An 18,964-nucleotide genomic window follows, 5' to 3' on the forward strand; every position below is an offset into this window, starting at 1 on the left:
TCTTATAAGCATCTTCTGACCGATACTCTATAGTGTCGGTTTCTTATGCTAGCATCTACAGACAAAAACAATTGCAACCAGGTATGAAATGAAACGTTTAATTTTGCTTCTAACTCTTTTTATCGTGAGTCCTTCTTTATTTTCTGTCTCTCCTGATATGGATAATCTCAATATTCTTATCAATGAAAACAAAATTCACTTTGAATTTATCAACGTAGTTCTGAGTAATCTTATTAAGCCGCAAGCGGAGCCCGAAAAGCTTACAGACTATGCAAATACAAAAATAAAGCCAGAAGCGGCAGCAAAGCGAATCATTGACAAAGATGATTCCTTTTATTATGGAAAATTTCTAGAAGCCAATCAAAAAGACTTTGAAGGGAATCTATTATACTTTCGAGGAGATTATGGGGAAGCACACAAGCCTCTCAAAGAAGCACAGGGAAAAATAAAAGAATTATATGAAGATGCACTAGAGCGGCATACAGAGCATACCCGCGTGTTAGTTGCTTACGCTGCACAAAGAATCATAAAGTCAAATGACTATAGTTCTAAACATTTAATGAAGCTTGCTTTTCGTGATTTGAAAATCGCTGAAGACTATTATCAGCTTGGTTGGAATCAAGCCCCGTATCAGTTTAGAAATAAAATATCTCTCTATGAAGATGGATTTCGTGCCTCAAGAAGAGCGAGACGATTGACGATTCTTGCTCTTATGAATTTTAAAACGGCGAATGAAGATAAGAACACTTACAAGAAGCAATCACTCAGTGAGTTACACAATTCTGTCAATGAAGGAAAAGTGAATGACTATGAATATATCAAAGTGACGCTTAGAAATTTTATTGAAAACAAAATCATCGAAGGTAAAATTTCTACAACAGTTACGTTTCCTCGACCTAAAGGTGCAACGGATTATGAATTTAAAGCAAATAATTCAGGCACTCTTGACTTGATGGAAATGCTAGATGATTGCTATGCGATTATTACTTACAATCGAATTTCAATTCTTGATGAGACAAACAATGTTATCCGCAAAGACTCACCGGGTCCCGTAACACCAGAAAGTAATGCGAAACCAGCACCTGCTACTGGTGCCGGCACATCGCAACCAGTGAAATCAACACCAGCAACAAATCCACCGACTAATACTAATACAGGCAATCCTGTGGACTCACTACAAAAAAAGGAATAATTACTATGAATAAAATTTTATCTTATATATGTTTGTTAATTTTTACATTTAGCATTTCTGCAAACTCAAAAGGAAATATTGTCGATAGAAAAAAGAATTTTGACTCAAAGGCAAAGTTTTTATTTTCCATGCAAGAAATCATTACCTCTGAAAAATTGAATAAAGATTTGCAGGGCTTAAAAGATATGGCGAATGAAGTAGATACAACCTATCGATCCGGCGAAAAAGAAAAAATCAAAAAGACTCTTTCTGTTGGAGAAATGAAATTAGCCACTTCAATGAAAGATTATACTACATTCATTAGTGCGGAAACGAAAGAGTTGATGGAAGCCTATTCTTCTCAAGTAACTAACGCCGAAGAGAAAGAATCGGACAAAAAGTCTAAGCCTACAGTAGCAAGCACTACCACGAGAGAAAAATCCTCTGAATACTATACGATTGCAAAGGCAGACTATGCGAACGCTACAAAGTTTGAACGAGATGGAAATTTACAGTATGCAATACAATTATTTAAACGAGCTCTAAACTATACAGTGCTTGCTTTTGATAATGCAAAGTATCCACTCCCTGCAAAGTATGCGAATCTTTCCAAAACTTTTTCGCCAGCAAATGAAACAGCAGATACGCCACATCCAGCAGGAACTCATACAAGTCCTGCAAAAGAAAATAAAGATACAAAAGAAACTAAACCAGCCGGTCCAATAAAAAGTATCAAATAGCATTAAATTCATGCTAGAAATTATTAGGGTGTCGTCCTCTAATATTTCAAAAGGGGGTCTCAATTCATATCGAGATTCCCTACAAAAATTTTTAAGAATGACACTCTTATTGTAATCTTAGGTTAAAATAAGCTTGAAAGTGCTTAGCTATTTATGACATAAGTATATAACCCCTCTATGAAAATAGAATCTATTTATAAACACTTCATGGTGACTCCAGTCAGCCATCTTCCTGTTGTAGATGAAAATTCCGATATAGTCGGTCTCATCTCCAAAGAAAAAGTATTAATGGAGATGGCCGATGTCGCATCCACAATAGAAGAATACGAAAAAATTCCAGAGCAGTTCTTAGAATTCAATATCACTGAAAGTGTAATCTATTATTTCCGAAACAACCGCACCATACCTGTAATTAATACACTTTCCCAAAAAGTAGACTCATGGGAAAAGCCCCGCTTCCTAGCCGAAGTGTCCAAGCTAACTAGCCATACTCCTTCTATTAAAACAGAAAACATAGAAACAGAGGGCGAAGAGATGACAGAGAGCAGATCTGCAATCTACAAATTTATGTCTATGGTCCTAGCTAGCTTTCCGGACGCACTCTTTGCAACGGACAAGGAAGGTGTGACTACTTTTTATAATGAACGATTTGAAGTAGATATTCTTGGTCGTGGTATGTTCCGTGATTCAATAAGCTATACCGAAAAATATTTTAGAGAACTCAATCAGGATTTATTTGCAAACTACCTCAAAACCCATGAGCTTGATGTGGAATCTCGAAAGTCAACGGTTCCAATTATACAGGCTTTTGTAAAAGATTTGAATTTAGTATTAAGAATTATTACTCTTAAGAACGAACAAACCATTAGTGGATTTCTGTATCATTTCATCGACCCGCAAAATCGAATGAATCGAATGAATGAAGGCGGGTTGACCTTTCCATCAGTGGAAGAAGCATTTCAAATGAATGTTCCACTCCTCACTCTGATTGAAGAAATTGAAAGCCATTATATTTTTCAAAAGCTCAAACGAAATGATGAAAATATTTCCCATACTGCAGATGAACTTGGAATCCCTAGATCTACTTTGCAGAATAAGATTAAGCTTCTAAAGATTAACGAAAAGTTCAGTCGTGAAATTTCTAGCCCAATTCCAAGAAAAAGAAAAAAAATAGTAGAAAAAAAAGAACAGGCTGCTAAAAAGGTCTTAGCCTCCGAAAGTAAGCGGACTGCTCTTCCGAAAAGTAAGAAAGTCAAAAAGGGTTCTCCCAAGAAACCTTCTCTAACCTCAAAGAAATCTTCGCAGGCAAAAACCAATAAAAACAAGGTAAAACTAAAAGCTAAATCTAAAAAGAAGAAATAACTTCTTTTCTAATGAAATCGGCAATCATTCGCTAAGCCACAATCATTAGAATTCAAAATCCACTAACAGGCAACCCCATACTATGGCTATATCTAAAAAAGAAGAAAATTCAATTGAACAAGAAGAATACGAAAATCAACAATCACCAACATCGAATGAAAACCAAAATCAAAACGGTAATCATCCAAGACCCTTTAAAAAGAGAAAGAAATTTGACGGGCCTACTCCTGAACCAATTGATTTAGTAAAACTCAAACAGAAAGCTATCGGAGAGTTAACCGAGTTAGCTAAGAGCATGGGTGTTGAAAATACAAATGGTCTCAAGAAACAGAATTTAATTTTCGCGATTCTACAAAGCCAATCCGAGAAAGATGGTCAGGTTCATGCTGCCGGTGTCATGGAACGCCTTCCTGACGGATATGGATTCTTACGCTCCCCTGATTATAACTATGTTCCAGGTCCTGATGATATCTATGTTTCTCCTTCTCAAATAAAACTCTTTGGTCTAAGGACTGGGGATACTATCGAAGGACAAATTCGTCCTCCAAAAGAATCGGAAAGATTCTTTGCTATGCTCCGAGTAGAAACCGTAAACGGAGTTCCACCTGAAGTAGCTAATAAGCGTGCCTTATTTGACAACCTAACACCTCTTTATCCAAATGAAAGACTCAATATGGAATTTGATCCATCTCATATGGATACTCGTATCCTTGATTTGATGATCCCAATCGGGAAAGGGCAACGTGGACTGATTGTTGCTCCTCCTAGAACTGGTAAAACAATTTTAATGCAAAGTATTGCAAATGCGATTACCCGTAATCATCCCGAAGTCTATTTAATCGTATTGTTGATTGACGAGCGTCCAGAAGAAGTAACAGATATGGCGCGTAACGTTCGTGGAGAAGTGGTAAGTTCTACCTTCGATGAGCCTGCTCAGCGCCACGTTCAAGTAGCGGAAATGGTAATCGAGAAAGCAAAACGTCTCGTCGAGCATGGACGGGATGTTGTTGTATTACTTGACTCTATCACAAGACTTGCCCGCGCCTACAACCAAGTAATTCCAACGAGTGGAAAGATTCTTTCTGGTGGTGTGGATTCCAATGCGCTTCATAAACCAAAGCGTTTCTTTGGAGCAGCTCGTAATATCGAAGAAGGCGGTTCACTAACTATATTGGCAACTGCTCTTATCGATACAGGCTCTAAAATGGACGAGGTTATCTTTGAAGAATTTAAAGGAACTGGAAATATGGAAGTTCATTTAGATAGAAAGCTATCTGATAAGAGAATTTTCCCTGCAATCGACATAAATAAGTCAGGAACTCGTAAAGAAGAGCTTTTACTTCGTCCGGATATTTTACAAAAAGTCTTTATACTAAGAAAGGTACTTTCCCCTATGAGTATCACAGAAAGTATGGAATTATTGCTAGATAAAATGAGAACTACAAAGACCAATGAGGCCTTTCTAGCGAGCATGAATTCATAATTAAGGAGAACCAAATGAAAGAAGGAATACACCCACAATATAGAGATGTAATTTTTAAAGATATTTCTTGTGATTACGCGTTTAAATCAAAATCTACTGCGAAATCCAATGAAACAATGAAATGGGAAGATGGAAAAGAATATCCCGTTATCAAATTAGAAATTTCTAGTGCATCTCACCCTTTCTTCACCGACAAAGCAAAAGTTATCATGACTGCTGGTCGCGTTGACAAATTCAAAAAGAAATACAAGATGAAATAAATCTATGCTCGTGACCGTGTCTAAATGGTTTTTTGCCACAAAGGCACGGAGTCACAGAGAGTAATAGAGGGTTTCATATTAAACAATTTAAAAGGCTAAATATATTATTACACTCATTTGAGATTTTTAATATATTTATTTCTCTGCGCCTCAGTGTCTCTGAGGCAATTACCTAAGTCTAACATTCAGGAGTCTTACCAATGGCAATGAACTTCGAGAAATTCAAAGAAATCAACGATACAAGAATGAACTACCGCGAAATGGAAGATGCAACAGTTGTATCCAATTATCGCAACGTAGGCTGCGGGGATGGATATAGGATCTATCTTAAGATAGATGAGAATGAGTGCATAACAGATGCTAGCTATACGACAACTGGTTGTGGATTTGGAATTACTGCGCTTGCTATGGCTACTGAAATTGCAAAGAATAAGACCGTTTCAGAAGCAGAGACCTTAACAGAGTCTGATATAGAAAAACTATTTGAATTTCCTGAAAAAAGAAAGAATTATCCAGAATCAGCGATAGCTGCGCTCAAACAAGCCATTAAGGATTTTAAATCTGGTGATGGCATTCCCAAAGAAAAGCGAATCACCAAATCCAAAGCCCTTGAAATATTAAAAACGAAAGGCAATCTCTCCAACGAGAATTTATCTAGTATTATTCTCGAAAAAGAAAATTTAGATGGAGTTGATTTCTCAAATGCTGATTTGCACAATGCTTATCTACAAAATGGAAGTTATGTAGGTGCCAATTTTTCGGGAGCTAATTTACGCGGTGCATTTCTAAATAGCTGTAATTTACAGAATGCAAACTTTAGAGGAGCTGATTTACGTTGGGCTAAATTAGCTGGTGCAAAGATAGATGGGGCTGATTTTACAGACGCAATTTATGATATAGGCACAAGAATCGATTCCAATCAGGTTCATATCTTCAAAGTAATGCAAAAAGCTGGTAAAGATATCTATATGAAAGCAGAGGAAGTTATTTAATTGAAAGTAGGTGACCAAGCAAAATTACTTAAGAAGACCTTTATGCAAAATGGGGTCTTTATTCTCACAAATTCCATTGTTGAGATTGTAGACATTGAAAATGAATTGTATCATGTTATATACAATGACAAAGAAGGGCATCCGCACACTCTTAAAAATATCAAAGCGGAAGAACTTCAAAAAATCTAAGAATACGTTTTTTATTCTAGACATTTTCAAATTGAATAGTTAAATAGCTAAGATACGAACCTGTTGTAAAGTAACTCAGTTATAAACATGATTTTAACCCCTTCTCGAACCAGTGATCATTTAATTATAAAAATCCTTTCCGATGTAATGATGGATAATTCTAAGGATTTTTACAAAGAGTTTGAAGCTATTATCCAACAAAACACTGATTTCAAGGTAGTCAGCTTTGATTTCTATAAGGTCAACTTTATGGATTCTTCTGGTATTGGCTCACTGATTAGAGCGGCATCCTATGTAAAAAATCTACACTCCGCAGTGACTGTCTTTAATTTGAATAAATCACTTTATTCAGTTTTCCGACTTTCTGGTTTAGATAATATCATTGCAATCTATACGTATGATGAGTTTATCGAAATCTATCCCGAACTAAAATAATCACAGGTTAATTAAATGAAGTATTCTATTTCAAAAAAAATATTCTTTCTCTCCTTGACTTTACTTCTATCGCATTGTGCATCTTTCTATCAAACAAAGCATTTGGTTTATTCTACTCGTAATTCTGCTTTCTATAGAATGCCAAAAGATGAAATTAAAAACAAAGAATTCATTCAGGAAAAATTTACTCATCCCTATTCGATCCAACCCGAAAAACTAGTTGATATGCTTGGTAATTTACGGTTTAAAAAATACACTCGTATTGGTAGTTTACAAGATTTTGTTTTTCACCTAAGTGAATTAACGACCCTTAGCGTTGACTTAAAACAAGTATTGGAAAATATGAAGTCCGAAGACTGTGTCATGGGCATATCCATGTTTGACCACACTCAATCTGTAATCTCTAATAATAAGCGCACATCCTTCTTACTCTGGATTGATTCAAAAGGATTAAATCTAGTATTAGGGGAGATACAATCAGATGTTCCGCGTGATACTGCGAAAAATTTCTTTGAATGGACACAAGTTCCACAAGTTGCACTTTCCATCACTCCTGATGAAAATGAAATCGAACAAGAGAAGGAACAGCTTTTTACCTTCAACAAAGTAAATGGATACACCAATAAGAAATGGTTGATCTTTCCCTTGAAAGACCTAAATCAATATCAATTAAAAGATAGAAAATACAATTCAAATAAGAAGACAGACAACTAAATCTTTTTCTGATTAGTCATCACTTCTTTTACGAGTGGCGCATAACCGTCTTTATCCGACTTTAGAATATGGGATCTTAACCAGAAGAAAAGAAATTCAAGAGTTTTCTTTCCAACATTTGCGGTTCCTGTCTTAAGCTCCTCTTCTACGCTCTCGATCTTATCGATGAATTTTTTATGTTCTAGTTTATGATCAGAAAAATCTGGATAGGATGCCATTAGCATGAGTTCTTCTTCCATTGTAAAATGAGTATAGGTATAAATTTTTAAATTACTGATAATTCTTTTTAGTGCTTCTCTTTCGATATTAAATTGAATTGCTCGTTCCAAATCATTGATTACACTAAATAGAACCTTATGCTGATAATCCACAACATCAATATCTGTATTCCAGGAATCCTCCCAAATAACATAATCGACTTTTGCTTCTGGTGTAATCTTAAATCCTTCCACTAGAAATGTTGCAGTTCGATTTAGAAAAAACATAGCAGCTTTATCTCTTGGGTTAATCGTTAGTATCTGTAAGAATATTTCCCATGCTTTTTGATATTGACCACTTTGATAGATAATTACTCCACTATCAAATTGTTGCTTGGTTTTATCTTTTAGTTCAATCTGTTCGGGATAATCAACATTATACACTTCACATATAAATGTCTGTTCTTCTTTTCCTCGAATATAGGCATTGTCTAGAAATCGAATATGGTATTTATCTGGATCAACAATATTCTGAATCACATCTTCGCTAATAATGATAGGTGCACCATAGGACTTTGACAACGATTCAAGCCTAGAAGCAGTATTCACAACATCAGAAATAACAGTTGTTTGCATTCTTTTTTCACTTCCAAGAACGCCGAGTAATACTTCCCCGTAATGAATCCCGATTCCAATTTCGATTTTCTTGTCATTATTATTAATCCTAAAAACTCTTTCACGAATTTCTAGTTGCATTTCGATTGCGCAGTTAATTGCATCTTCTACATTATTTGGAAATATTGCTAACAGTGCATCTCCAATGTATTTATCAATGATACCGTTATGCCTTTCAATGATAGTGTTCATATGAGAATAGAATTGGTTTAGGAATTCAAAGATTTCTTTCGCAGATACTTTTTCTGCCATAGAGGTAAATGAGCGTATGTCAGCAAATAGAATTGTCATATCTTTATTGACTTGATCGCCCAGCTTTATTTCCCACATCTGCTTTTTGTTCAAGAGCGTTAAATACTCTTTAGGCACAAATTGATTGAACGATTCAGTTGTCTTTAGATAAAGCAATTTCATTTGCTGATTAATTTTTTTGAAGCGAGCTGTTAATTCTAATTTTTCTGATCTTGATTTTCCAAAAAACCTATACAATAAAATGAATATGATAAAATGAAAAAGAGTAAATAAAACTCGAAAGAGAATTGGAATATCTAAGACAATTCCGAAAATAAAAAACAAAGTTAGAGAAATGGATCCAAAAAATAAAATGTTTAGCTCTAAAGAAAACTGACTATACTTTTTTTCTTTTAGTAACTCCTTTAGGATTGTCTTGTTAGAACTGAAAAATTGCATTATTGAATCATTCCGTCAAGAATAGTTTCTTGCTTTTTCAGAAGAAGGTCATCTGTAAAAAAAGCGTAACGACCTCTCCCTTGTTCTTTTGCATGATACAATGCTAAATCTGCATTCTTCATGAGCTTACTCGGATTATCCCCATTGTCTGGATACAGACAGATTCCAACGCTTCCTCCAATTTCAACGGTATAACTTTCTAAAACCGTGAAAGGCTGACTTAAAAGGAAAACTATATCTTCTGCAATATTCGCGACGATTTCTATTTGTCGAATATCTTCTATCAATATAAAGAATTCATCTCCCCCTAAACGAGAAACCAAGTCTACTTCTCGTAAACGGGATTTGATTCGCAAAGCGACTTGTTGCAATAAATCATCGCCTGCTGAATGACCATATTTGTCATTAACCGCTTTGAATTTATCTAGGTCCAACATCAATGCTGCCATTTGGGTGTCGTTTCTACGATTTACAGTGATTCCATGCTTCAATCGCTCTTCCAATAATCTACGATTTGGTAACTGAGTCAGTGGATCATAGAATGCAAGTCGGTTTATGAACTCTTCTGTAGCTTTGCGCTCTGTAATATCCGTGAGAGTTGCTACATAGCGGTTAATAATATTATTCCCCCCAACAACAGCCGTAATCGTAAGCCACTGTGGATAGATTTCTCCACTCTTTCTACGATTCCAAACTTCCCCTTGCCATGCTTTTGTTTGATGAATGCTTTTCCACATAGTAGCATAAAAGGCTTCATCATGACGGCCTGAGCGAAATATGCTCGGACTTTTGCCAATGACTTCTTCCGGTTTATAGCCTGTTATACGAGTAAATGCATGATTGACTTTCAGAATGATACTAGAGGCATCTGTGATCATCATCCCTTCTTGCGCATCAAATACTGTTGCGGCTATTCGTAGTTCTGCTTCAGCTTGCTTTCTTTTTGTGATATCTTGCTTGACTGCAATAAAATGTGTTATTTCTCCTTCTAGATTTATTACGGGGGTAATCGTCATTTCCTCATCGTAAAAAGACCCATCCTTGCGACGATTTACGAGTTCACCATGCCAGACTTTTTTAGAAAGAATAGTATTCCACATCGTTTTGTAAAACTCGTCATCCTGTTTTCCTGATCTCATTATCTCCCTGGGATTTAGAGTATAGATTTCATTCATACTGTAACCTGTTAGATCACTGAATGCTTTGTTTGCCCATTCAATAAATCCTTTTCGGTTTGTAATCAGTATACCATTAGCCGCCGCCTGAAGTGCACTGTCTTTTAATTGGAGGTTTTCTATTCCCTGTTTGATATGGGTTATATAGATAGCAGTCGTTCCTGCAAATATAAAGAGTGTAAATAAATAAATCCATTCGTCAATGGAAGTTGACTTAGATGCAGATATTTGAATAAAAATTAAAAGCAAAGCAATAAGAACCGCACGGATACCAAGTCTTAAAGCAATCCACAGAATAAAACCAAAAAGCAAATAATTCTTCGAGAGAAAACTAAAACTTTCTTCAAACCAACGAAAGAAAACAATTTGTCCTAATAAAAAGGAAATGCTAAGCAGGAGGATGCTTTCGATTAACTCTCTTTTTCTAATTTGCTTATTTCTCTCCGTCCAGACTATCAAAAGAAATGAAAGAATAGAATTTTTCAATCGCAGAAATATGTGATTTTTTTTAATTGTTTTTTTCATTTGCTTATTCGCTGTAATAAATTTGAAAAAGGCTCTGTCTCGTAGATTTGCTAAAATCTAAGGGAAAACCATTAGAAGAATAAGACTCATTCCAAATTAATCTATTCACACGTTTATAGGTCATCAAAGGCAACGTTTTGGCAACCTTTTTAGATTATTTTTTATGTTACAAAAAAAAATTTTTGCAAAAAAGAGCTAAAAGTTTAGGAGAAGTCCTAAACTTTCGTTCTATGCAATTGGAATTTTTCAGTAAATTCAGTGCTAGGTGAAATATCTGGAATCTACTGCGGCTTTTTCTTTAATATATCGCTTAACTTTCCAAGGTCCGCCGGTTTGATTTGGACGTTCATTGCTTTGATATTTTCAGCTTGAATTTCCTGGTGAATTTCGGCGCGGTGCACAGATACATTCTTGGGAGCTTTGATTCCAATTTTTACCTGGTCACCTTTTATATCTACAATAACGACTTCGATATCGTTACCGATGATAATGGATTGATTGAGTCTTCTCGCTAGAACTAGCACTAGACTTTCTCCATTGGAATATTTTCTAAGATTAATTTTCTGAGAGGATGATTTTCATTCTTCGATATACACTGCTTAGCCGCACGAGTCTTTGGATTGATGATTACAGGACCCTGTAAGTTTGCAGTCATCATTTGCGGGTTGTCGTTAGGTATGGTGACTATCGTCATGATAAGAGCTTCTTCTAGACTTGAGACTTGAATTAAATCCAAATCCTCTTGTCCTAAAGCAGGCTTATAATCAGGTGCAAACAAATCAGGCTGAATTACAATAAATGCTAAATCTATTTCATTCAGAGATTGCAACCATTTAAAAGGGCTTTCTTGATTTTCTTCTATGAGCGCAAACTCGTTGTATTTCTCAAAACCTAAAATTCCTTCTGGAAAATTTAGAATTTGCCTTTCGTCAATTTGCATTTTTCCAAAAGGCTTTGTTTCTATTTCTTTTGTCATAGATTAACGTAAAAAGTCCATTAGAGTAGGCTTGATTACTTTAGAACCTACACTGAGTGCAGATTGGTGAATTGTTTCTAACCATTTTAAGTTCATGATGGTTTCAGGGAAATCTATCGCTTCGTTCTTAGCAAGAAGTTCAGCCATAAAAGATTTATCAAAATCAATTCTCTTTTCATGCTCTTCTAATCGATTCATTTTAGCACCAACGATCGAACGATGACGTAGAATATTTTCTAGCGCCATATCAATATCACCTAAATCACGACCGGAAATTCTTTCCTGGTCTTTAGCAGTTAAATCATTTCTAAGTTGAATCATTACATCAAAGATAGAATTTCCAGCAACAGTTGCTTCTTTCGAATAATTGGTTGGAGGCTCAGAGTAATTAACCTCTACAAGTCCGAGGTCTCTTAATACTGTTCCACCTTCGGAATCTTCTAACCAAATCTGATGAGGGGATGTGGAGGATAATGTAATGTTGTCGCTACCGAGCTTACTTGCTTTTACATCGAGAGGAGAACTATTGATTTTATCAATGATATCATCTAGTCTGTCGCCTGCAGAAATGGAAATTTCTACTCCGTCGATTTTAAACTTTTGATCAGAAGTAGCTGCATATTCAGAAGAATCACGATTAGCCGTAATACTCATATTGGTTCCCCAAAATGCTTTATTGCCGGCAACGTTTACTCCCATGTATTCGCCACGTTCGATTTCGCGAACTTGATCGCCTATATCGCCACGATATTCGACACCGACGATTTGGTCTTGGATTTCAATTCCTTTAAGACCTTTCATCTTTGCTTCCATTGCTTCAAAAGGTGGTCGGTCTATGGTGTGGCCGCCAAATAGATAACGTCCTGTCACATCGCGAGTATTTGCAATGTCGATAGTTGCTTTTAAAAGTTCATTGATTTCTTTTCCGATAGCTACTTCTAATTCGAAGCCTTTATCACCCTGGTAAATTCCGTTCGAAGCTTGCACTGTCAAAACTCTTACGCGTTGTAAAATCTCTGTTACCCGCTCGAGTTGTCCGTCTACTTGTTGTAAACGGGCTTTTCCTTCTGTAGCGTTTTTCATGAATTGGTCTAATTCATTTACACGGGAACGAAAATACATATTGTTAGTCGTAGCAGACGGATCATCAGAAGGACGACTGATTTTTAGACCTGTGCCTAATTGGTTTTGTGTTTCATCCAATTGGGATTGGTGTCTTGCTAAAGTATTTACAAGAGTGTTATTAGAAATTTGATTTGTGATTCTCATGATTATACTCCGAGTCTATTTATTATTACATCTAACATTTCGTTTTGCACATTAATCATCTTAGCCGCTGCATTATAAGAATGTTGGTATTGAACCATATTCGCCATCTCTTCGTCGAGGTTAACACCCATTACAGATTGACGAAGTTTTTCAAATTCACTTAAGAGTGCAGTTTGAGTTCCGAGTTCTTGTTTTGCTTCTCTAGCTTCTGTGCCGAGCTTAGAAATCATACCATTATAAAACGCGCTAAAATTCTCGTCATAACCTACCATCATTGGTTTGTCTTTTAGGAAATTTGCGACTAACAAAGCATTAGACCCATCTTTTTGTCCATTTGCTTTGTTGTAGTCTCCTGTTCCGCCAACATCTTTTCCACGGGCTGCTGCAATATTATTTACGTTATTCGCTATATCATCAGAAACACGAACAAAAGATGCAGGGTGAAACTGCGGAGTAAGAGTAATGTCTTGTGGTGCAGCTTGAAGCTTAGCGAGTTCGCCTAATCGATTGTAATCAAAAGATCCAGCCACTCCACTTCCATTTAAAATTCCAGTCATACCAACTAAAAGATTTCCAGAATCTTCTAAGTGACGAATCATAAAATTTTCGCGGATATTATTTTCAGCAGGGACACCTTTTAATACAAGCTGATTGTCGTGGTTCATAAAAGCGACAACGCCTGACTCTGAGCGATTGATCCTTTTGATAACATCGTTTAAAGTGTCATCGACGTTATACGGAATTAGAACTTGTGTAGATTTCTCATCATTTTTTTGAATGGTGATTGTTCCAGAAATTGCGATTGGTCTAGTTGCGTCGAGAGTTGTTCTACCGGTTACTCGGTATATGGCGGTCTTGTCGTTAATTCCATCACCATTTGAATCATACTCTGCATTTGAATTTAAAGCAAGGTCTCTTGGTTGAAAGAAGTTTAAGTTTGTCTTTCCGTTCAAACCAAATCCATCTTTGTGGATTTCGTTTACTGTGTCAGTGAGGTTAATGGCAAATGTATCCACATTGTCAATTTTTTCACGTAATACAAAGTCACGAACTTCAATTAAACCCTGGATATGACCGGAACGGAGTAATACATCTTTGCCGTCACGCTCCCAGACTAATTTTAATTTTCCTTCGTTGTCTGGATTACCAACCAATTCAACGTTTTCTTTTTTAGAACCCTGCACAAATATTTGCTGACCGATAAAAACCATAAACTCGTCTTTATCGCTTCTACCAATATTAATATCTACTAATTCAGATAATTCTTGTAAGAGTCCATCTCTTTTGTCATATAAATCATTTGGTCTATCGCCTAGCGCTTCGGCTTTCTGAATTTTTTCGTTTAATGCACGAATGCTATTTCCAATACCGTTTAGATGACTTGTTTTAGATTCGACTTCTTTGTTTGCCTGGTCCTGTAATTGTGTAAGCTTACGGTAAGTATCCTCAATTCGATTTCCAAGACCAATTGCTTTTTCTTTTACAACAGAGCGGTGTGCGCTTTCATCAGGATAATTTGCAAGCTCTTCCCATGCAGACCAGAATTGATCCATTTGTCCGCGAAGAGTCATTCCACCCGGCTCATTAAATACCATTTCAATTCTGTAAAGGTAATCATTTCGAGCAGACCAGTAATCTTTTACAGAGCTAGTTTCTTGGATTCTATCATCAATAAAACTATCTCTAATTCTTTCTATTTCAGGAACTTTAGAGCCCTGTCCAATTTGACCGGCAACCATGGCACGGTTCAGAGATGGATCATACATTGGCTCTGCTGCTGTGATTTGAACACGTTGACGAGCATACTGTTTGTTATCCGCATTTGAAATATTATGACCGGTTGTATGTAAAGCCTGTTGATGAACGGATAATCCTTTTTTGCCGACTTCTAATCCTGAAAATGTAGATCCCATTATTTGCTCCTTATGCTCTCATGTTTAACATTACGTTAGTGCGTGCTTTTGATTTTGAATTGTCACCGTATAATTCTGCGACGGGAGATTCACTTGCCGATTTAAGTGCTTCAATCGAAAGAGAAAACATATCTATTTTAGATTTCAAAAGTTCTTCATTGACTGTGATTTTCTCTTTTAAGTCCAATACAACGAATTTCAAATCATTGGTAAGAGGTTTAAATTTTGCAAGGGTGATTTTATCTAGGCGATTTAAAAATTCTGTGACGGTAGGAACAACGGCTCCGTCCTTTTCTTGGGAGAAAAATTCTGCGATAAGCTTGATTCGTTTTGCCTCTACACCGGTTAGAGTATCCATCATGGCAGATGTTTGCTTGGTAAAATTCTCCAAATGCTTTCCATTTGAGCGTAGTATTGCTTCCTTTTTACTCGTTTCTAAAATGAGTAAGCTTTTATATAAATTAATTTCTTCTTTGAATGCAGCTTCTAATTGTTCTAATTTCATTTTCACAGGAGATACCCTTTTATTTTCAATCGGCTTTTGGCTTGATAAGATTAGGCTTTTTTAAATTTATTTAAAGCAAATCTAGTTATGTTCCGAAAGGTATACACTTATGTCCCATATGATTCTTTGATCTAGACTATTTTTTACATTTACTAATGCTCTTTAAACACAGACAATCTACCCATTTTTTTCTCTACAGAAAACCGTCCTGCTTTTAGATTGAATCTATCTATCGGAAATTCTGGAAAATTAAAGCCATGCAGATTATACATAAAATAGATGATTTTCTATTCATCATCTTTCCCTATATGAAAGTGGAGGGGGGGGGTGATAACAATAGTCTTCTTGTTAAGAAGTTAGAAGAATATTACTCTTACGGTGAATACAAACCAAGAATTACAATCGAGAACGGTTACGTCATAGTAGACGTAGATAACTCCGCGATACTTTCCCAAGAATCCGATTACAAAAAAGCAATCCAGTATTGCGACAGCGGCAAATTTGCAGAAGCCGAACCAATCCTAAAATCACTCATCAAAGTAAATCCAACGAATTCGGAATATTACCGAGTCCTCGGACAAATTTATTCAGAACAGGGAAACCAAGACGAAGCGATTAATTGCCTCATCGACTCCTTACGATGGAATTCTAAAAACGGTTGGGCGCTTCTTATGATGGGAAATATATTTTCTAGATTCAAGAATGATATTTCTACCGCAATGAAATACTACGACCAATCTCTAAAAGTCAATCCGAATGATTTTATTGTAATTACAAATATTGGCGGAAGTCTACTCGGGCAAGGAAAATTAGTAGAGGCAAAGAAATACTTCGAACACTCCTTAGAGATTAACAAGGATTATCCAAATACTCATTATGCATTGGGAATCATTGCTGAGAAAGAAAACAATTTACAAACTGCCTTTCAAAATTCTATTATTGCAGCAAAACTATGTAAGCCACAAGATCAGCTCTATCAGAATTCTTTAAAGCAAGCATTTGAAGTTTCCGAAAGAATCGTTCAGGAAAACAAAGAAACTGCAATTGTAAAAAACTTTCTCCATAAACTTGAATTCGATTGTGATAAACAAATTGAATTAGTGGAAGATTCTAAAATTGCTACAGCGGCTAAGATTGAATTTGCGGAAAATTACAATCTAGAAAAGCATATTCTAAGGTATAAACCATCTTATCCCACAATCCAGCATCTAATTCTACATGAACTCGTTCATCTAGATTTTGTGATTCAAGCGAGAAAAGAAAAAGTGAATCTACTCTTTCTTTCTAATTCTGAAAACAAAGAAGAATTTCTCTCTTCTATCAAGTCTACAATAGAGTTACTTACAAAAAAAGGAATTCAAAAAGAGGCTATTCACAATTACACTCAAGCACTCTTTGAAGGAATCAACCACCAGATTTATAATACACCGATAGACTTATTCATTGAAGATTTAATTTACAATGAGTATCCAGAACTTAGAAGTTATCAATTTTTATCTATTTATACTTTTATCCAGGAGGGGATACGAGCTGTTACTGATCCAAAGACTTTAGAAGTAGCACCGACTGACCTTATTTCTAAAAGTAAGATTTATAATCTAGTGACTGCACTTCATTATAAAGACCTGTTCGGATTTGATTTAACTGCACAGTTTAAGCCAACACCAAAAGAACTAGAACAGTCAAAGAAATTTTTATCAGAATACTCGGATTTGAAATTAAACAAACAACCCGCAATTGAATATGAATTAGTAAAAAATTGGGCTAAAGTGTTACAACTAGATAAATACTTTAGTCTAGTCAGCGAAGATATTTACCGAGCGGAAAATCAGAATTCTTCGCTCGAAGATGAAACACGAAATGAAGAAGTAGAAATGTTTCAATTTCAACGCTCCCAAGAAATCATTGGAACCAATATGGCTGTAGTGACCTATATGGTAGATGCACTCCAATACTTTGAAAAAATGTCACAGGACAATATCAAAAAAATCGCAGTCGAAATTGCTTTACTCGGTGCCAAAGGATTTAGAACGGATAAGAATGATTATACTCTATCCTCAATTCCAAACACCCAATTCTCCGGCTACAAAATATTAGCCTACTATTATATTAGTTGGAAACTCGCTCTTCCTGAAATGCTACCCCAACTCCAACTCCCCTTTAACGATGAATACAAAGTAGCCTATACGATGTATGCAAAGGGAAACAAATGATGCCGATTAGCCAATACAATTGTGCCTGATGTGCTTGTGATCAATGAGCCTGCAAGAATTGAGTGTGGTGCATCGATAAAAGATACGATAGATTTTAAACTTACAGTCTATACGGGATTGTATAGGTTACAATTTCACCGCCCTTAACCGGCAAATTGACAGTTAAATCCCCCCATCGCTGCCACTCTCCATCAGCCAAGCTATGCAGTTCGACAGATTTGAGACATATGACGATTTACCGGTAGATATTTTGTAATAAAAATGAGATAATATTAATCAGTGTATATGCTTTCTTTATGTTGTCGTTTACTCATCTTCGGTCTAGCTCCGCTTATATCTCCGGTCTAGGTCCGGTTCAAACTGCCCTGGGTAACGCGTGTTAGACCGGCTCTATAAGCGGAGCTGGAGCGGTGGTGAGTTATGGAGTGGTAAAGGTTTGGTAAAGGGAATCTAATCCCCTCATTCTGTCGATATTGTGTGGCTAGTTAGGAGTATTCCCCTTTGCAAAGGGGATTGCTTTGAGGATAGGAATATTTTTTATTATTCGATAAATTATTCTTGAATCAGCGAAATATCTTTTTTTAAAAAACAATTGACCTGCCATTGTAACTATAGTTTTCTGTTTTAGTGCTTTTGCTTTAAATCCGAGATAAAAAATGGATACACAAAATAAACCAACCGATGAAGATAAGATGATTCAGAAGCTAACCATTCATAAGAAAATGATTGGCTGGGTATTGGGTTTGCTTGAAAAAGAAGAAATAGAAAGTGAAAGAACGTATGGAAATGATGCGCAGGGTGATATTTATTATCCATCGGAAGAGGATACAGAAACAATTCAAAAAATAGTTCGAGATCTAAATCAAAAATACAATCAGAAATAATGCCTTATATTGAAATTAAAACCAGAGCGAGAATAGATAAAGGATTGGCAGAATCTTTAATCCAGAAAGGATCTATTACAGCAGTCCTTACAACTGGAATTATTTCTGCTAGCGCAAAACAGTTATTTGATTCTGCTGGAATTGCATGGGCAGAAAATATTCCTGAACATGAATTCACAAAGTTAGAAAGTTTGGAGATGTAACTTGGAAATTTTATTTTATACAAAAGATGGAAACAATTTAGTAATTGATGTATCTGATATATTTTACAAATGGCTTGCTCTTTCGGAATTTTCTAAAATCCAAACATCGCACAGTATTACGTTAAAAGTTGACGAAGAAGAAGTTTCCATTCAGGCAGTAGAGCTAACAGAACAAAACCGCAATTCCTATATTTCCTTTTTTCAAAAATGTATTCTCTCAGAAAGTTATGACTTAGTTTTAAAAATGGAGTCTAGTTCTAAACCGGGGCTACTCAAAGCTAGCTCCTTCGAAGGAAGCTTGGAAAACTTACAGTATCGTATTAAGAAGTTTTATGAACTTCTGAGGTGCTTGGAAGATAGAACGTGGGTATATATGGAGTATGTGTGAGTAAA

General features: G+C 35.9%; 19 protein-coding genes and 1 pseudogene. 13 read left to right on the plus strand and 7 right to left on the minus strand.

Translation table 11 applies throughout. The features are described from left to right. Nucleotides 1–88 precede the first annotated feature (88 nt). The 9 genes and pseudogenes from IPH52_21855 (at nucleotide 89) to IPH52_21895 (ending at nucleotide 7,346) form a co-directional block, all read left to right on the plus strand. Nucleotides 89–1,192, plus strand: a complete 1,104-nt coding sequence (locus IPH52_21855) for a hypothetical protein (GenBank protein MBK7057646.1) — start codon at nucleotides 89–91, stop codon at nucleotides 1,190–1,192. A 5-nt stretch (nucleotides 1,193–1,197) separates the two neighbouring features. Then, nucleotides 1,198–1,911, plus strand: a complete 714-nt coding sequence (locus IPH52_21860) for a hypothetical protein (GenBank protein MBK7057647.1) — start codon at nucleotides 1,198–1,200, stop codon at nucleotides 1,909–1,911. A gap of 177 nt (nucleotides 1,912–2,088) precedes the next feature. After that, on the plus strand, nucleotides 2,089–3,273 hold the full coding sequence (locus IPH52_21865) for a transcriptional regulator (protein ID MBK7057648.1): 1,185 nt from the start codon (nucleotides 2,089–2,091) through the stop codon (nucleotides 3,271–3,273). A gap of 16 nt (nucleotides 3,274–3,289) precedes the next feature. Further along, nucleotides 3,290–4,756: pseudogene (rho, locus tag IPH52_21870) on the plus strand (transcription termination factor Rho). Between the two features lie 14 nt (nucleotides 4,757–4,770). Continuing rightward, nucleotides 4,771–5,016 carry a type B 50S ribosomal protein L31 gene (locus tag IPH52_21875; protein ID MBK7057649.1) on the plus strand — a complete coding sequence of 82 codons (246 nt, stop codon included), beginning with the start codon at nucleotides 4,771–4,773 and terminating at the stop codon, nucleotides 5,014–5,016. Nucleotides 5,017–5,222: 206 nt separating this feature from the next. Continuing rightward, entirely contained in the window at nucleotides 5,223–6,008 is a 786-nt protein-coding gene (locus tag IPH52_21880; GenBank protein MBK7057650.1) for a pentapeptide repeat-containing protein, read from the plus strand. After that, a complete protein-coding gene (locus tag IPH52_21885; protein ID MBK7057651.1) occupies nucleotides 6,009–6,197 on the plus strand; it encodes a hypothetical protein in 189 nt (62 codons plus the stop codon). Nucleotides 6,198–6,284: 87 nt separating this feature from the next. Then, nucleotides 6,285–6,632 carry an STAS domain-containing protein gene (locus tag IPH52_21890; protein MBK7057652.1) on the plus strand — a complete coding sequence of 116 codons (348 nt, stop codon included), beginning with the start codon at nucleotides 6,285–6,287 and terminating at the stop codon, nucleotides 6,630–6,632. Nucleotides 6,633–6,647: 15 nt separating this feature from the next. Further along, a complete protein-coding gene (locus IPH52_21895; protein ID MBK7057653.1) occupies nucleotides 6,648–7,346 on the plus strand; it encodes a hypothetical protein in 699 nt (232 codons plus the stop codon). Here IPH52_21895 and IPH52_21900 read toward each other — a convergent pair. The 7 genes from IPH52_21900 to flgN form a co-directional block, all read right to left on the minus strand. Next, complete coding sequence (locus IPH52_21900) at nucleotides 7,343–8,908, minus strand: bacteriohemerythrin (GenBank protein MBK7057654.1); 1,566 nt, start codon at nucleotides 8,906–8,908, stop codon at nucleotides 7,343–7,345. The two genes, IPH52_21895 and IPH52_21900, sit on opposite strands and share 4 nt — an antisense overlap. Further along, nucleotides 8,908–10,608, minus strand: a complete 1,701-nt coding sequence (locus tag IPH52_21905) for a diguanylate cyclase (GenBank protein ID MBK7057655.1) — start codon at nucleotides 10,606–10,608, stop codon at nucleotides 8,908–8,910. The genes IPH52_21900 and IPH52_21905 overlap by 1 nt, the downstream gene beginning before the upstream one ends. A gap of 281 nt (nucleotides 10,609–10,889) precedes the next feature. Continuing rightward, on the minus strand, nucleotides 10,890–11,132 hold the full coding sequence (gene csrA, locus IPH52_21910) for a carbon storage regulator CsrA (GenBank protein MBK7057656.1): 243 nt from the start codon (nucleotides 11,130–11,132) through the stop codon (nucleotides 10,890–10,892). Continuing rightward, nucleotides 11,132–11,584 (minus strand): flagellar assembly protein FliW, encoded by a 453-nt coding sequence (gene fliW, locus IPH52_21915; protein MBK7057657.1) that lies wholly within the window; start codon nucleotides 11,582–11,584, stop codon nucleotides 11,132–11,134. The genes csrA and fliW overlap by 1 nt, the downstream gene beginning before the upstream one ends. 3 nt (nucleotides 11,585–11,587) lie before the next feature. Further along, nucleotides 11,588–12,853 (minus strand): flagellar hook-associated protein 3, encoded by a 1,266-nt coding sequence (locus IPH52_21920; protein ID MBK7057658.1) that lies wholly within the window; start codon nucleotides 12,851–12,853, stop codon nucleotides 11,588–11,590. Nucleotides 12,854–12,855: 2 nt separating this feature from the next. Continuing rightward, nucleotides 12,856–14,766, minus strand: a complete 1,911-nt coding sequence (gene flgK / locus IPH52_21925) for a flagellar hook-associated protein FlgK (GenBank protein ID MBK7057659.1) — start codon at nucleotides 14,764–14,766, stop codon at nucleotides 12,856–12,858. A gap of 10 nt (nucleotides 14,767–14,776) precedes the next feature. After that, nucleotides 14,777–15,271, minus strand: coding sequence for a flagellar export chaperone FlgN (flgN, locus tag IPH52_21930; GenBank protein ID MBK7057660.1), 495 nt, complete (start codon nucleotides 15,269–15,271; stop codon nucleotides 14,777–14,779). Nucleotides 15,272–15,528: 257 nt separating this feature from the next. Between flgN and IPH52_21935 the strand changes: the two genes are divergently transcribed. From IPH52_21935 to IPH52_21950, 4 genes are all read left to right on the plus strand, one after another. Then, entirely contained in the window at nucleotides 15,529–17,484 is a 1,956-nt protein-coding gene (locus IPH52_21935) for a tetratricopeptide repeat protein (GenBank protein MBK7057661.1), read from the plus strand. 656 nt (nucleotides 17,485–18,140) lie between these two features. Continuing rightward, nucleotides 18,141–18,368 carry a hypothetical protein gene (locus IPH52_21940; protein ID MBK7057662.1) on the plus strand — a complete coding sequence of 76 codons (228 nt, stop codon included), beginning with the start codon at nucleotides 18,141–18,143 and terminating at the stop codon, nucleotides 18,366–18,368. Continuing rightward, entirely contained in the window at nucleotides 18,368–18,571 is a 204-nt protein-coding gene (locus IPH52_21945; protein MBK7057663.1) for a hypothetical protein, read from the plus strand. Before IPH52_21940 ends, IPH52_21945 begins: the two co-directional genes overlap by 1 nt. Before the next feature lies 1 nt (nucleotide 18,572). Then, complete coding sequence (locus IPH52_21950) at nucleotides 18,573–18,959, plus strand: hypothetical protein (protein MBK7057664.1); 387 nt, start codon at nucleotides 18,573–18,575, stop codon at nucleotides 18,957–18,959. Nucleotides 18,960–18,964 lie beyond the last annotated feature (5 nt).

It is taken from the genome of Leptospiraceae bacterium (assembly GCA_016708435.1).
Lineage (GTDB): Bacteria > Spirochaetota > Leptospiria > Leptospirales > Leptospiraceae > UBA2033.

Bases quoted from the DNA above. Each gene is read 5' to 3' on its own strand.
- IPH52_21880 (MBK7057650.1), top strand. From the start codon at position 5,223: ATGAACTTCGAGAAATTCAAAGAAATCAACGATACAAGAATGAACTAC.
- flgK (MBK7057659.1), bottom strand. From the start codon at position 14,766: ATGGGATCTACATTTTCAGGATTAGAAGTCGGCAAAAAAGGATTATCC.
- IPH52_21935 (MBK7057661.1), top strand. From the start codon at position 15,529: ATGCAGATTATACATAAAATAGATGATTTTCTATTCATCATCTTTCCC.
- IPH52_21940 (MBK7057662.1), top strand. From the start codon at position 18,141: ATGGATACACAAAATAAACCAACCGATGAAGATAAGATGATTCAGAAG.
- IPH52_21895 (MBK7057653.1), top strand. From the start codon at position 6,648: ATGAAGTATTCTATTTCAAAAAAAATATTCTTTCTCTCCTTGACTTTA.
- IPH52_21920 (MBK7057658.1), bottom strand. From the start codon at position 12,853: ATGAGAATCACAAATCAAATTTCTAATAACACTCTTGTAAATACTTTA.
- IPH52_21855 (MBK7057646.1), top strand. From the start codon at position 89: ATGAAACGTTTAATTTTGCTTCTAACTCTTTTTATCGTGAGTCCTTCT.
- flgN (MBK7057660.1), bottom strand. From the start codon at position 15,271: ATGAAATTAGAACAATTAGAAGCTGCATTCAAAGAAGAAATTAATTTA.
- IPH52_21905 (MBK7057655.1), bottom strand. From the start codon at position 10,608: ATGAAAAAAACAATTAAAAAAAATCACATATTTCTGCGATTGAAAAAT.
- IPH52_21900 (MBK7057654.1), bottom strand. From the start codon at position 8,908: ATGCAATTTTTCAGTTCTAACAAGACAATCCTAAAGGAGTTACTAAAA.
- IPH52_21875 (MBK7057649.1), top strand. From the start codon at position 4,771: ATGAAAGAAGGAATACACCCACAATATAGAGATGTAATTTTTAAAGAT.
- IPH52_21860 (MBK7057647.1), top strand. From the start codon at position 1,198: ATGAATAAAATTTTATCTTATATATGTTTGTTAATTTTTACATTTAGC.
- IPH52_21865 (MBK7057648.1), top strand. From the start codon at position 2,089: ATGAAAATAGAATCTATTTATAAACACTTCATGGTGACTCCAGTCAGC.
- IPH52_21890 (MBK7057652.1), top strand. From the start codon at position 6,285: ATGATTTTAACCCCTTCTCGAACCAGTGATCATTTAATTATAAAAATC.
- IPH52_21945 (MBK7057663.1), top strand. From the start codon at position 18,368: ATGCCTTATATTGAAATTAAAACCAGAGCGAGAATAGATAAAGGATTG.
- fliW (MBK7057657.1), bottom strand. From the start codon at position 11,584: ATGACAAAAGAAATAGAAACAAAGCCTTTTGGAAAAATGCAAATTGAC.